General features: G+C 55.2%; 15 protein-coding genes. 13 read left to right on the top strand and 2 right to left on the bottom strand.

The features are described 5' to 3' along the window. The first annotated feature begins 43 nt into the window (after positions 1 to 43). From aspS to RO22_RS12990, 12 genes are all read left to right on the top strand, one after another. The gene (gene aspS, locus RO22_RS12935; protein WP_039858484.1) at positions 44 to 1,825 is read left to right on the top strand and encodes an aspartate--tRNA ligase; all 1,782 of its coding nucleotides are present in this window, start codon (positions 44 to 46) and stop codon (positions 1,823 to 1,825) included. Positions 1,826 to 1,904: 79 nt separating this feature from the next. Further along, positions 1,905 to 2,468: a crossover junction endodeoxyribonuclease RuvC gene (gene ruvC / locus RO22_RS12940; protein ID WP_027959417.1), complete on the top strand. Its 564-nt coding sequence runs from the start codon at positions 1,905 to 1,907 to the stop codon at positions 2,466 to 2,468. 105 nt (positions 2,469 to 2,573) lie between these two features. Beyond that, the gene (ruvA, locus tag RO22_RS12945) at positions 2,574 to 3,182 is read left to right on the top strand and encodes a Holliday junction branch migration protein RuvA (protein ID WP_009286690.1); all 609 of its coding nucleotides are present in this window, start codon (positions 2,574 to 2,576) and stop codon (positions 3,180 to 3,182) included. A gap of 86 nt (positions 3,183 to 3,268) precedes the next feature. Then, positions 3,269 to 4,306, top strand: a complete 1,038-nt coding sequence (gene ruvB, locus RO22_RS12950; RefSeq protein WP_009286691.1) for a Holliday junction branch migration DNA helicase RuvB — start codon at positions 3,269 to 3,271, stop codon at positions 4,304 to 4,306. Beyond that, a complete protein-coding gene (ybgC, locus tag RO22_RS12955; protein ID WP_009286692.1) occupies positions 4,303 to 4,716 on the top strand; it encodes a tol-pal system-associated acyl-CoA thioesterase in 414 nt (137 codons plus the stop codon). The genes ruvB and ybgC overlap by 4 nt, the downstream gene beginning before the upstream one ends. A gap of 58 nt (positions 4,717 to 4,774) precedes the next feature. Beyond that, entirely contained in the window at positions 4,775 to 5,470 is a 696-nt protein-coding gene (gene tolQ, locus RO22_RS12960) for a protein TolQ (RefSeq protein ID WP_007114222.1), read from the top strand. Between the two features lie 11 nt (positions 5,471 to 5,481). After that, positions 5,482 to 5,919, top strand: a complete 438-nt coding sequence (gene tolR / locus RO22_RS12965; RefSeq protein WP_022523488.1) for a protein TolR — start codon at positions 5,482 to 5,484, stop codon at positions 5,917 to 5,919. 16 nt (positions 5,920 to 5,935) lie between these two features. Then, positions 5,936 to 7,105: a cell envelope integrity protein TolA gene (gene tolA / locus RO22_RS12970; protein WP_041158459.1), complete on the top strand. Its 1,170-nt coding sequence runs from the start codon at positions 5,936 to 5,938 to the stop codon at positions 7,103 to 7,105. Continuing rightward, positions 7,105 to 8,397, top strand: coding sequence for a Tol-Pal system beta propeller repeat protein TolB (gene tolB, locus RO22_RS12975; RefSeq protein ID WP_035537371.1), 1,293 nt, complete (start codon positions 7,105 to 7,107; stop codon positions 8,395 to 8,397). Before tolA ends, tolB begins: the two co-directional genes overlap by 1 nt. Positions 8,398 to 8,437: 40 nt before the next feature. Further along, positions 8,438 to 8,977, top strand: coding sequence for a peptidoglycan-associated lipoprotein Pal (pal, locus tag RO22_RS12980; RefSeq protein ID WP_009286695.1), 540 nt, complete (start codon positions 8,438 to 8,440; stop codon positions 8,975 to 8,977). Between the two features lie 80 nt (positions 8,978 to 9,057). Further along, positions 9,058 to 9,852: a tol-pal system protein YbgF gene (gene ybgF / locus RO22_RS12985; RefSeq protein ID WP_022523484.1), complete on the top strand. Its 795-nt coding sequence runs from the start codon at positions 9,058 to 9,060 to the stop codon at positions 9,850 to 9,852. 24 nt (positions 9,853 to 9,876) lie between these two features. Beyond that, positions 9,877 to 10,638, top strand: a complete 762-nt coding sequence (locus tag RO22_RS12990; protein ID WP_022523483.1) for a YciK family oxidoreductase — start codon at positions 9,877 to 9,879, stop codon at positions 10,636 to 10,638. 64 nt (positions 10,639 to 10,702) lie between these two features. Here the strand turns inward: RO22_RS12990 and RO22_RS12995 are convergent, their stop codons facing one another. Together RO22_RS12995 and ubiG are read right to left on the bottom strand one after the other, a co-directional pair. Then, on the bottom strand, positions 10,703 to 11,371 hold the full coding sequence (locus RO22_RS12995) for an HAD-IA family hydrolase (protein ID WP_022523482.1): 669 nt from the start codon (positions 11,369 to 11,371) through the stop codon (positions 10,703 to 10,705). After that, complete coding sequence (gene ubiG / locus RO22_RS13000) at positions 11,372 to 12,115, bottom strand: bifunctional 2-polyprenyl-6-hydroxyphenol methylase/3-demethylubiquinol 3-O-methyltransferase UbiG (RefSeq protein ID WP_022523481.1); 744 nt, start codon at positions 12,113 to 12,115, stop codon at positions 11,372 to 11,374. It lies immediately after the preceding gene. A gap of 171 nt (positions 12,116 to 12,286) precedes the next feature. On the opposite strand from ubiG, the gene galU reads away from it, so the two are divergent. After that, positions 12,287 to 13,177: a UTP--glucose-1-phosphate uridylyltransferase GalU gene (gene galU / locus RO22_RS13005; RefSeq protein ID WP_022523480.1), complete on the top strand. Its 891-nt coding sequence runs from the start codon at positions 12,287 to 12,289 to the stop codon at positions 13,175 to 13,177. The last annotated feature ends 2 nt before the right edge of the window (positions 13,178 to 13,179 follow it).

The following is a 13,179-nucleotide window of genomic DNA, read 5'->3' on the forward strand; positions in this document are numbered from 1 at the left end:
GCCCGCGACACACTCATTGCCACGTAACAGAACAGGATTTGACATGCGCAGCCATTATTGCGGCCAGCTAAACGAAACTTTGGTGGATCAAACGGTTACGGTATGCGGATGGGTTCATCGCCGCCGTGACCACGGTGGGGTAATTTTCCTCGATATGCGCGATCGCGACGGCATCGCACAGTTCGTGGTCGACCCTGATACCGCCGAGGCATTCGCTAATGCCGACCGTGCCCGCAGTGAATTTGTCCTGCGTATCACTGGCCGCGTTCGGCTGCGCCCAGAAGGCACCCAAAACGCCAACATGCCGACGGGTATGATTGAAGTGTTGGCAAAAGACGTTGAAGTGCTCAATACCGCCGTTACTCCGCCATTCCAGCTGGATGAGCATGGCAAGGTCGGCGAAGAAGTGCGCTTAAAGCATCGCTATATCGATCTGCGTCGCCCGGATATGATCGAGAAGCTGCGTCTGCGCTCGCGTATTTCTCATAACGTGCGCGCGTACCTCGAAAACCAAGGCTTCCTGGATATCGAAACGCCGGTACTCACCCGCGCTACGCCAGAGGGTGCTCGTGATTACCTGGTGCCTAGCCGTACCCACGCGGGTAGTTTCTTTGCACTGCCTCAGTCGCCGCAACTGTTTAAGCAGCTGTTGATGGTGGCGGGTTTTGACCGCTACTACCAAATTGCCAAGTGCTTCCGCGATGAAGACCTGCGCGCCGACCGTCAGCCTGAGTTCACCCAGATTGATATCGAGGCGTCGTTTGTGGAAGAGAACGACATCATGGGCATTACCGAAGCCATGATTCGTCAGCTTTTCCAGGACGTGCTAAAAGCCGAACTCCCTGAGTTCCCGCGCATGACCTGGCAGGAAGCGATGGACCGCTTCGGTTCCGATAAGCCGGATCTGCGTATCCCGCTGGAACTGACCGATGTCGACGACCTGATGCAGCAAGTCGATTTCAAAGTCTTCTCTGGCCCCGCCAGCGCGGATGATGGCCGCGTAGCGGCGCTGAAAGTACCCGGTGGCGCCAAGCTATCGCGCAAAGAGATCGACGAATATACCAAGTTTGTCGGCATCTACGGCGCCAAAGGTTTGGCGTGGATCAAGGTCAACGAGCGCGCCAAAGGGCTTGAAGGTCTGCAGTCTCCGATCGTCAAGTTTATGGAAAACATCGTTGAAGAGCTGCTCGACCGCGTGGGCGCAGAAGATGGTGACATCATCTTCTTCGGTGCCGATAAAGCGCGAATCGTTAACGAAGCCATTGGCGCGCTGCGCGTCAAGCTCGGTGCTGACCTGGAACTCTATACTCAAGAGTGGGCGCCACTGTGGGTAGTCGACTTCCCAATGTTTGAAGCCGACGACAACGGCCGCCTTAGCCCACTGCACCACCCCTTTACCGCGCCTTCCTGCACACCGGAAGAGCTCAAGGCCGATCCTGCCAACGCGCTTTCACGCGCTTACGATATGGTGCTCAACGGTACCGAATTGGGCGGCGGCTCTATTCGTATCCACGATCAGACCATGCAGAGCACGGTGTTTGAGATTCTAGGCATTGGTGAAGAAGAAGCCCAAGAGAAATTTGGCTTCCTGCTGGATGCACTGCAGTACGGTGCGCCGCCTCATGGTGGCTTAGCCTTTGGCTTGGATCGCTTGGTCATGCTGATGGTTGGTGCCAAGACTATTCGTGAAGTCATCGCCTTCCCGAAAACCCAAAGCGCTGCCTGTTTGATGACCAATGCACCGGGCGAAGTCAGCCCCGAGCAGTTGAAAGATTTGAACATCCGCCTACGTCAGAAAGTCAAAGCGGAACCCGCCGCCGAATAAATCGGTTTGGATGGCTGCTCAACACCGACGCCACGGCGTCGGTGTTTTTGTATGTTCTAGTCACACGAGTATCGACGCCATGGAAGAGCAAAAGCCCGTCGTACCCATTCGCATTTTGGGCATAGACCCTGGCTCCCGGGTAACCGGTTACGGGGTGATCGACATTATTGGCGTTAAACCCTGCTACGTAGCGAGTGGCTGTATCCGCACGGCAGAAGGGGCCTTGGAGCAGCGCTTGGCGCAAATTTACGCCGGTCTTAGCGAAGTCGTCGGCCTGCATCGACCCTCCCAGGTGGCCATTGAGCGGGTATTTATGGCCAAAAATCCCGATTCAGCGCTGAAGCTTGGCCAGGCTCGGGGGGCGGCAATGGTGTGTATGGCCAATCATGGCTTGAGCCTTGCCGAGTACGCCGCGCGGCAGATCAAGCAGGCGGTGACCGGCCAGGGCGGCGCGGACAAAGAGCAGGTGCAGCATATGGTGACCGCCATTCTGCAGCTCTCCGCTACTCCCCAGGCCGATGCCGCCGACGCGTTAGCCATTGCGTTAACCCATGCTTATAACGGCTCTGTGTTTAGCAGCCATGGCTTGCCCGCTGCGCCATCTCGGGGCCGCCGTCGCTCAACTGGACGCTGGCGGCTTTAATTCCCGCTGTACCGCTGGCTGAACTACTGGTCACCTGTACAGAGTCGCTTTATAGTAATCACCTGTTTTTCACTCTATTTTTTTCATTCCGGTGCGAGCGTATTTATGATTGGACGTCTGAGTGGTCAGCTAGTGGCAAAGCAACCTCCCTGGATTGTGATCGACGTTCATGGCGTAGGTTACGAACTAGAAACCTCAATGAATACGCTGGTCGCACTTCCTGCGATTAACGAGAGCGTCTCATTATTCACCCATTTAACCATTCGTGATGATGCCCACTTACTCTATGGCTTCGGTCGTGAGCATGAACGTGCTCTGTTCCGCGCCTTGATCAAGGTCAATGGCGTAGGGCCCAAGCTTGCACTCGCCATCCTGTCGGGTATGGACGAAGACGCCTTTATGCGCTGCGTCCGTGATGACGACAGCAAAGCGCTGACAACCCTGCCAGGAGTGGGTAAGAAAACCGCAGAGCGGCTGATTATTGAAATGCGCGACCGTTTTCCCGAGTGGGAAGATGGCAGCGACGCGCTACTGCCCCTTGAAGCCACCAATGGCCGTGCTTCTACCCGCGATAGTCTTGCCGATGCGGAAGCCGCGTTAGTTAGCTTGGGGTATAAACTGACTGAGGCGTCGAAAATGCTCGCCGATATTGACCCCAATCAGTCTACCGAAGCGCTGATTAAAGCCGCGCTCACCCAGCGCATGGGTGGCTAAGCAGGCAGCGGTGTGAGTACGAAATTGTGGGTAGTGGATAGACCTTTGTGAATAGACCTTTTGAATCGCCATAAAGAAGAGCACCTATGTTAGAACACGATCGGCTGATCGCCGCTGAGCCTGAACAGGGGGAGGGGCGCATTGATTACGCGATTCGCCCCAAGCGGCTGGATGACTATATTGGCCAGCCGCGTGTGCGTGAACAACTGGAAATCTTTATCGGCGCCGCGCGGCTGCGTGAAGAGAGCCTGGATCACACTCTGGTATTTGGCCCCCCAGGGTTAGGTAAAACGACCCTTGCGCATATTATTGCCACCGAGATGGGCGTCGGTATGAAGTCGACTTCCGGGCCGGTACTCGAGCGGGCAGGCGATCTAGCCGCCATGCTGACTAATTTAGAGCCTGGCGACGTACTCTTTATCGATGAAATTCATCGCCTGTCACCGGTGGTCGAAGAAGTGCTCTACCCGGCCATGGAAGATTTTCAGCTCGATATTATGATTGGCGAAGGGCCTGCGGCACGTTCGATTAAACTGGATCTTCCCCGCTTCACCCTGGTGGGCGCCACGACCCGGGCAGGATTATTGACCTCCCCGCTGCGTGACCGATTTGGTATCGTGCAGCGGCTTGAGTTTTATAACCTGGAAGAGCTAACAGAAATTGTCTCGCGTTCAGCGCGCTTGTTAGGCGTTGAAACCAGCCATGATGGCGCCATTGAAGTGGCCAGGCGTTCAAGGGGCACGCCGCGAATTGCCAACCGACTGCTACGCCGGGTGCGGGATTACGCCGAAATGAAAGGTAACGGCGTCGTCGATGTCGCCATGGCTGATGCGGCTCTCAATATGCTTAATGTGGATCACCACGGCTTGGATCATATGGATCGGCGGCTACTGCTGGCCATGATCGATAAATTTGACGGTGGGCCGGTGGGTATTGACTCACTCGCCGCGGCGATCAGTGAAGAACGTGACACGATCGAAGACGTTATTGAGCCCTATCTTATTCAGCAGGGCTTGATGATGCGCACTCCCCGCGGCCGGGTGGCCACCCGCCAGGCGTGGCTGCACTTTGAGCGCGTGCCCCACGCACAGGCAACCGATATGGAAGGAGAGCGCCGTCCGTGAGTAGCTGCACAAGAGAAGGTTATCGACTGCCGCTGCGCGTTTATATGGAAGATACTGACGCAGGCGGCATTGTCTACTACGTTAACTACTTGAAGTTTATGGAGCGTGCGCGTAGTGAATGGCTCCGCCAGTTGGGCCTGAATCAGCAAACGCTGCTAGACGAAGGTACACAGCTAGTGGTATACCGCTTGGCCTGTCACTACGCGAAACCGGCTTACTTGGATGACGCGTTGGAAATTAGTGCTCACGTTACCAACGTTGGGCGCTGTCGGATGACATTTGAACAGCAGGTTTGGCGTAATGAGGAACTCCTATGCTCTGCCACAGTCGAGATAGCCTGCTTGAGCACCGAACGTTTACGGCCAAAAGCATGGCCAGCATCGCTTAAAGTTTTGACCCAGGCCTCTTAACCAAGAGGTCACTCACTGCGTCGGCAATCCCGACCCTAATAGATTGATGAGGGCACCTGTGAACGATAACACCATGTCCATTCCCCATTTGATAATGAATGCCAGTACTGTAGTGCAACTGGTAATGCTGCTGCTACTGGTGGGGTCGATCCTCTCTTGGGTAGTGATTTTTCAGCGCAGTATTGCGCTGGGCCGCGCCAAGAAAGAGTACAACCAATTTGAGGAGTCTTTTTGGTCAGGTGTCGACTTAAACGAACTCTATCGTGAGATTCCTGCCGATGACCCGCGCCACGGCGCCGAGCATATTTTTCAAGCTGGTTTTCGTGAATTTAACCGTTTGATGCCTAAAACCCGTGACCCGGATACCGTGCTGGAAGGCGTTCAGCGTAGCATGCGCGTAGCGTGGTCTCGGGAAGAGGATCGCTTAACCCAGCATTTAGTGTTTCTTGCCACGGTAGCCTCAGCTAGCCCCTATATCGGCTTGTTCGGCACTGTATGGGGCATCATGGGGTCGTTTCAGGCACTATCACTGACTCAGCAAGCGACCCTTGCTACGGTGGCTCCCTGGATTGCTGAAGCGCTCATTGCCACAGCCATGGGTCTATTTGCGGCGATTCCAGCGGTGATTTTCTATAACCGCCTATCCAACTCGTCTTCTCGCCTGCTGGGCAAATATGAAGACTTTGCCGAAGAGTTTCACGCTATCCTGCACCGCAATTTGCAAGGTCGTGACGGCAAACCGAGCGCCAGCTAAGGGAGAGAGCCATGCAAGGACCATTCAATCGTAGCGGCAAAAGCAAGCCAATGGCGGAGATTAACGTCGTCCCTTTCATTGACATCATGCTGGTACTGCTGGTGGTCTTTATGATCACCGCGCCCATGTTGACCCAGGGCGTACAAGTTGAGTTGCCGCAAGTCACCTCTCAGCCCATTGATATCCAGGAGGATAATGATCCGATCATTATCTCGGTTGATAGCGACGGTGGGTACTTCATCACGCTTGGGGAAGACTCCACGTCGGTGTCGCTGGATGAGATGTCCTCACGAGTGACAACGATTATAGAGCGTCGCCCAGGCACACCGGTAATGGTACGCGGCGACCGTAATGTGGCCTACGGTCAGATTGTCGTCTTGATGAGCACTCTGCAAGGCGCTGGCGTGGCTAATGTGGGGCTGCTATCTGAGCCGTCAAAAGATGGGTAAGGGCAAGGCGCAGCACATGGCACTGAAATCCCCGCGCGATCCTCAAGACGTCGGCTATAAGTGGCCGATTGTTCTGGCGATAGGTGTGCACGTAGCGATTGTAGCGTTTAGCTTGATCAGCCTGCCTAATCGAGACGCAGAACCTGACAGCTCCTCGATCGTACAGGCAACGCTGGTAAGCACCGAAACCTTTACCGACCAGGCGCAGCAAGCAACGGAAGAACAGGCGGCGATGAATGCGCCTGCTGAAGCCCCCACCGAGCCTGATGCACCGGAAGAGCCTTCAGCTAGTGAACAGCAGGCCGCAGCCGAGCAGCAAGCCGCAGAAGAAGCCGCCCAACAGGCGGCGGAAGCCGAGGCGCAGGCGCTAGAAGAAGCACGTGCGGCTGCGGAAGCTGAGGCCCAACGTAGAGCTGAAGAAGCGGCTGAGCAGGCCGAACAGCAGGCTGCTGAAGCGGCTGAACGTGAAGCCGAAGCGGAAGCTGCCGCAAAGCGCCAGCGTGAAGTGGAAGAGGCACAACGCCAGCAGGAAGCCGCCGAGCAGCAGCAACGCGAAGAGGCAGAAGCAGAACGCCAGCGCGAAGCCGAAGAACAGCAGCGCCGTGAAGCGGAAGAAGCCGAGCGTCAGCGCGAAGCTGAAGAGCAGCAGCGCCGTGAAGCGGAGGAGGCTGAACGCCAACGCGAAGCTGAAGAACAGCGATTGCGTGAGCAAGAGGAGGCTCAGCGAGAGCGAGAGGCCGAAGCACAGCGTCAGCGTGAAGCCGAAGAGCAGCAGCGTCGTGAAGCAGAAGCTGAGCGCCAACGCCAAGCCGCAGAAGCTGCCGAGGCGGCTATGCAGCGCCAACTGGACGGTGAGGCCGAAGCAGCTGCCAATGCCCAGCAGGCTGAGCAGGCTGCAAATAATTTCAGCAACATAATGAAACGAGCTATTGAACAAGCCTGGATAATTCCTGGTGGATCAAGTGATAGTATGCGGGCTTCTGTCAATGTGCGTCTGGGGCCTTCGGGGGAGGTATTATTAGTAAACGTAACATCATCGAGTGGCGATAGTGCCTTTGATCAATCCATTATTCAGGCGGTTGAGCAAGCGGCACCGTTTTCTGAGCTACTACAATTATCAGAAGATCAACAGCGTGAAATCCGACGCAATATCACTTTGAACTTTTCCCCAGGGGGAGTCCGTTGATGCAAACTCAAGTGTTAAAGAAATTTTGGTTATTGTGCTTGCTGTTCACTTTTAGCAGTGTGGCAAGTGCTAACTTAACCATTGAGATCACGCGGGGCAGCGATCAAGCGCTGCCGATTGGTGTCGTGCCGTTTGCCGGTTCAGACGGCCTGCCCGAAGATGTAGCACAGATTGTTCAAGATGACCTTGAACGCAGTGGCTATTTTGCCCCCTTGGCGCGCAGCGCTATGTTTGAGCAGCCTAGCCAATCTGACGATGTGCAGTTCGGTACCTGGCGTTCGCTGGACGTGCGCTATCTGGTCGTCGGCCAGGCAGAACAAACTGACGGTGGCTTTGAACTACAGTTTGAACTGATGGATATCAGTGGTCAGCGTCGAATGATCGGTGAAACCGTGACAGTGAGGGGTAATGACCTGCGCGGTGCAGCACACTATATCAGCGATCAAATTTTTGAAGAGATTACTGATATCCGCGGCGCGTTCTCCACCAAAATTGCTTATGTCACGGCCCAAGGTATCGGTGACGATATGCAGTTTGGTCTGTACGTTGCAGACGCCGATGGCCGCCGTAGTGAGCAGGTATTGACCTCTGATGAACCGATCATGTCACCGGCGTGGTCGCCCGACGGCACCAAGCTCGCCTATGTCTCCTTTGAGACTGAGCGTCCGGCGATCTATATCCAGGATGTGGCGACGGGCCAGCGCGTGCAGGCGACCTCCTTCGATGGCATTAACGGCGCGCCAGCATGGTCACCGGATGGGCGGCGTATCGCCATGTCACTGTCTAAAGATGGCCAGCCTGAAATTTACATTATGGATGTTGCCAACCGTTCAGTAGAACGTATTACCAATAACAACAGTATTGATACGGAGCCCGCTTGGGCGCCGGATGGACGCAGCCTGTTGTTTACCTCTGATCGTAGCGGCGGCCCCCAGCTCTATCAATATACACTGGGTGGCGGAGAGGCCCAGCGCCTGACATTTACCGGTAATTATAATGCGCGTGGCCGCTTCTCGCCGGATGGCGAGCAAATATTCTTGATCCATCGCTCTAGCCGTGGTTATCAAGTAGCAAGGCAAGACCTAAGCGGTGACCGCTTAGTGGTATTGAGTGAATCAACAAGAGATGAATCTCCTAGTGTTGCGCCGAACGGGACCATGGTAATCTTCGCTACCCAGCAGGGTAACAGTGGGGTACTAAGTGCTGTTTCTGCCGATGGTCGCTCTTCATTCAGGCTGCCGTCAGCACAAGGCGATGTTCGTGATCCAGCTTGGTCACCCTTCTTAAATTGATTAACATCAAAATTTCAGTTTTCAGGCAAGGAGTCTGATTATGCAACTTAAACCGTTGGCTCGCTCATTAGCAGCAGCGCTATCTATCGTGGTAATCGCTGGCTGTTCCAGCACCGGCGGAACCCAAGACGGTGACTCGTACGGTAGCCAGGATGGCAGCACGACTGGGTCTAGCACCTCGGGTACAGGCACGGGTAGTCAGTATGGTTCCACCTCTGGTTCAGGCGCTGGTCAGCAGGCTGATTCACGCATCCCAGAAGTACGCACCATCTATTTCGATTACGACCGCGATACAATTAAGAGCGAGTACGAATCCGTGGTAATGGCTCATGCGCGCTATCTGCGTGCTAACCCGAACGCTCAAGTGGTACTCCACGGGCATACTGATGAACGCGGTACCCGTGAATACAACATGGCGCTAGGGGAGCGTCGTGCTAATGCGGTAGAACGCTTCTTGAATATTCAGGGCGTCTCTCCTTCACAAATGAGCGTGGTTAGCTATGGTGAAGAGCGTCCGGCTGTCAATGGCCAAGACGAGAGCGCTTACGCTCAGAACCGCCGTGTTGTATTTAACTACTGAGCATTTAACGATTGAATGCTTAACCACTGATGAATTCGGCGTGCGGCTTATCGCACGCCGTTTACGTCTACGGAGTCATCATGAATCACAGTCTCAAGCGTTACGTTGAGAGGCTGTGCGGTGCGGGAGCCATAGTGCTCCCGCTGTCCGTATTGCCCCTAACGGCCACCGCTCAACAGCCGCTCGTTCAAGATCTTTCCAACTCTTCCAACAGCAGCTTTTACCAGCAAACGCAGCGCCAGGAAGCGTCCAGCGGTAACCTGGTATTGTTTAACCAGGTGCAGGAGCACCAGCAGGAGATCCAGCAGCTGCGTGGTCAAATTGAAGAGTTACGCCACCAGTTGGAACAGCTGCGTCGTCAATCCCAGCAGCAGTATCTCGATATTGAAGACCGCCTGATGAGCAGCGGCCCAACTCAGATTGAGCAGTCAACACCAGCAGTCGAGCCTGAGGCCGCTGAAGAAGTTGTCAACGCGCCTTCGAGCCGCAATGTCAGTGAGGACGCCCAGGCCGATTACCAAGCGGCTTTTGCGCATGTTCAAGCGCGCCGTTTTGATGAGGCGATTGCGGCCTTTGAGGCTTTTGTTAGCGACCATCCTGATACTAGTCTAACGGCTAATGGTCACTACTGGCTGGGCGAGCTATATGCTGCAGAAGGCGAGCTGGATGCCGCCGACCAGGCATTTAGCCGTGTGATCGAGGAGTACAGCGGCAGCAGTAAAGTGCCGGATGCGATCTATAAGCTAGGCTTAGTGAAAGCACGTAAAGGCGAAGCAGAGCGCAGCCGTGAGCTACTCGAGCAAGTGCGCGATGACTACCCGCAAAGCAGTGCCGCGGGCCTTGCCAATGACTTTTTACGCCAATCAGCAAGTTAATATCTTTTGCTTCAAGGAATCAGCATGAGCTGCAAGATCGACTATCAACCAGCGCCCAACCTATTGGAAAATCGCATCGTGTTGGTAACCGGCGCAGGGGACGGGATTGGCCGTGCGGCAGCTTTGAGCTATGCCCAACATGGAGCCACCGTGATTCTATTGGGGCGCACTATTGCCAAGTTAGAGCGCGTTTACGATGAAATCGAAGCGGCCGGTGGCCCCCAGCCAGCGATTTTTCCGCTCAACTTTGAAGGCGCTACGCTAAAAGATTTTCATGATATGGCGGAAACGCTGGATAAAGAGTTTGGCCGTTTGGACGGGGTGTTGCATAACGCTGGGTTGTTGGGTCGCATCACGCCTTTCGAGCAGTATAACCCTGAGCTCTGGCAGCAGGTGATGCAGGTGAATATCAATGGGCCCATCTGGATGACCCAGGCACTATTGCCGCTACTGCAGGCGTCTGACGATGCATCGGTGATATTCACCTCCTCCAGCGTTGGCCGTAAAGGCCGCGCCTATTGGGGAGCGTACTCGGTCTCTAAGTTTGCCACCGAAGGGTTTGTCGAGGTGTTGGCCGACGAATTGGATAACCAATCCACGGTACGCGTTAATTCACTCAATCCGGGTGCCACACGGACTCAAATGCGGCGTACCGCGTTCCCCGGTGAGGATCCCTTCACACTACGCACCCCGGAAGACATCATGCCTACCTACTTATGGCTTATGGGGCCAGACAGTGCAGGCACCAACGGTCAAAAGCTTGATGCCCAGCCGCCACGGGTATAGCGCTTACTTTTAAACCCCTTATCAGCACGTCGATGCCCGCCGGTACTTACGCTTGAAATTGTCGCTAGCGTCTGAAACCGTTAAGGGCATCGACCAGCGCGTGACACTCTCCAAACCATAAGTCAGCAGGCCACTGTTGATAGTCATCCTCTGCGCTGATATAGCCGTAGCCAACGGCCACGGCCGTCATCCCCGCAGCGACGGCGGCCTCGATATCCCGTGCATGGTCGCCGATGTACCAGCACTGACCCGGCTCAACGCCTAGCCGCCGGGCAGCTTCCCAGAGCGGCTCAGGGGCTGGCTTTTTTACACTCAGGTCATCTGCACATAGTAGGGCGCCCGGCTGAAGCGCCAATGCGTCCAATAACGGTAGCGTATAGCGACGCGGTTTATTGGTCACAATCCCCCAGGGTCGTTGGTTGCCATGCCACTCTTTCAGCCATACATCGAGCGGCGAGAAGACCTGGCTGTGCACCGCGACCGCCTGCTCGTAGGCATCCAGCAAGAACTGGCGTGCTTGAGTATGTCCATCCGCTGTCGCTTCTAACCCTAGCGCCAGCGTCACCAGCGCACTACCGCCGTTAGAGACCTGGCGGCGGATCACTTCAAAGGGAAGTGGCTCTAAGTCGTGGTGAATACGTAGCGCATTGGTTGCGTGGGCTAAATCTGGAGCGGTATCGACCAGGGTGCCGTCTAGATCGAAGAGAATCGCTTGGGGCGCTTGCATCGGCATTTAATCGCTCACCTTACGGCAGTACATCATGTAGTTGACCGAAACATCATGGCTTACCAAACGATAGTGCCGGGTTAGCGGATTGTAGGTAAGCCCCGTCTGCTCACGCACTTCTAAGCCACAGTCGCGAGACCAGGCGGCCATTTCTGAAGGGCGAATAAATTTCGCGTAGTTATGCGTACCCCGGGGGAGCAGTCTAAGCACGTACTCGGCGCCTAGAATGGCAAACGCATAGGACTTGGCGGTGCGATTCAGCGTAGAGAAAAACACATAGCCGCCAGGGCGAACCAGGGCGCTGCAGGCACGAATGACGGAGGCGGGGTCGGGTACGTGCTCAAGCATCTCCATGCAGGTCACTGCATCGTAAAAACCGGGCTTTTGAGCCGCCATGGCTTCCACACTGATGTGCTGATAATCGATCTCGACACCGCGATCTTCCGCGTGCAGCCTAGCCACCGCTAAAGGTGCTTCACCGAGATCAATACCGGTTACTTTAGCTCCGCGGTTGGCCATTGATTCGCTCAAAATGCCGCCGCCACAGCCCACATCCAGCACTTTTTTTCCTGCCAAGCCCGCACGCGCATCAATAAAATCGAGCCGCAAAGGGTTAATCTCGTGGAGTGGTTTAAATTCACCCTGCGGATCCCACCAGCGGCTAGCAAGCGCTTCAAATTTGGCGACTTCTGCTGCATCGACATTGCCTTGATAGTGACCAGCAGTGCTATCCTGTGGTGTCGCTTGCATGTTGTGACTCCCATTGTCGTTACGCATTAAGCGAAGAGTTGACGCTTAGTTACTGGTTATTATCCATTTGCACTGGTTATCGTCCATTGGCGAGGTGGCATCCATCCACGCCTTCAGTATTATGGACATTCTAACCACTCCTGTGTCGGAACGCATGAAAAGGACCTCTTTATGATTCGCAAGGCCGTACTTCCTGTTGCTGGGTTTGGCACCCGCTGCTTACCGGCTTCGAAGGCTATTCCCAAGGAGATGATTACGATTGTCGATAGGCCGGTTATTCAATATGTGGTCGAAGAAGCCATTGCCGCGGGTATTCGTGAGATTGTGCTGGTCACCAGTAGTAATAAAAGCGCTATTGAAAACCACTTTGACACCCACGCCGAGCTAGAAGCCAGCCTGGAAGCGAAAGGTAAACACGAGCTTTTGGCGATGTTGCGCAATTTGGTGCCTGATGATGTCAGCATTATCAGTATTCGTCAGGGTGTACCGCTGGGGTTAGGCCATGCGGTGCTATGCGCTCGCCCGATCATCGGCGACGACGAACCTTTTGCAGTGCTGCTTCCCGATGTGCTGGTCGACAACAGCGCCAACCAAACGACCGACTTGGCCGGCATGTTGGCAGCTTATGATCAACAGCAAACGGCGCAGCTAATGGTGGAAGAGGTGGCTTGGGAGCAAGTTGAGAAGTATGGCATCGTGGCACCCGCTGGCGATGTGCCTGCACCTAACCAATCGGCAGATCTTGTGGGAATGGTGGAAAAGCCAAAGCGCGATGCAGCGCCTTCAAACCTAGCCGTGATTGGTCGCTACGCGCTGCCAGGCCATATTTTCTCCATTTTAGAAGCCACCAAGCCCGGTGCCGGTGGCGAAATTCAGCTCACTGATGCGCTGGAGACCCTGCGCGAACAGTCGGGGGTGCAGGCATACCGTATGCAGGGCACGACCTACGATTGTGGCCAGCCGCTGGGTTATCTTGAAGCCACACTTGCCTACGCGCGTCGTCACCCCGAGTTTGGTGAGGGTTTCCAAGCCCTGTTATCACGTTACCAACAAGGAGAGTAACC

It is taken from the genome of Halomonas sp. KHS3 (assembly GCF_000830495.1).
GTDB lineage: Bacteria > Pseudomonadota > Gammaproteobacteria > Pseudomonadales > Halomonadaceae > Vreelandella > Vreelandella titanicae.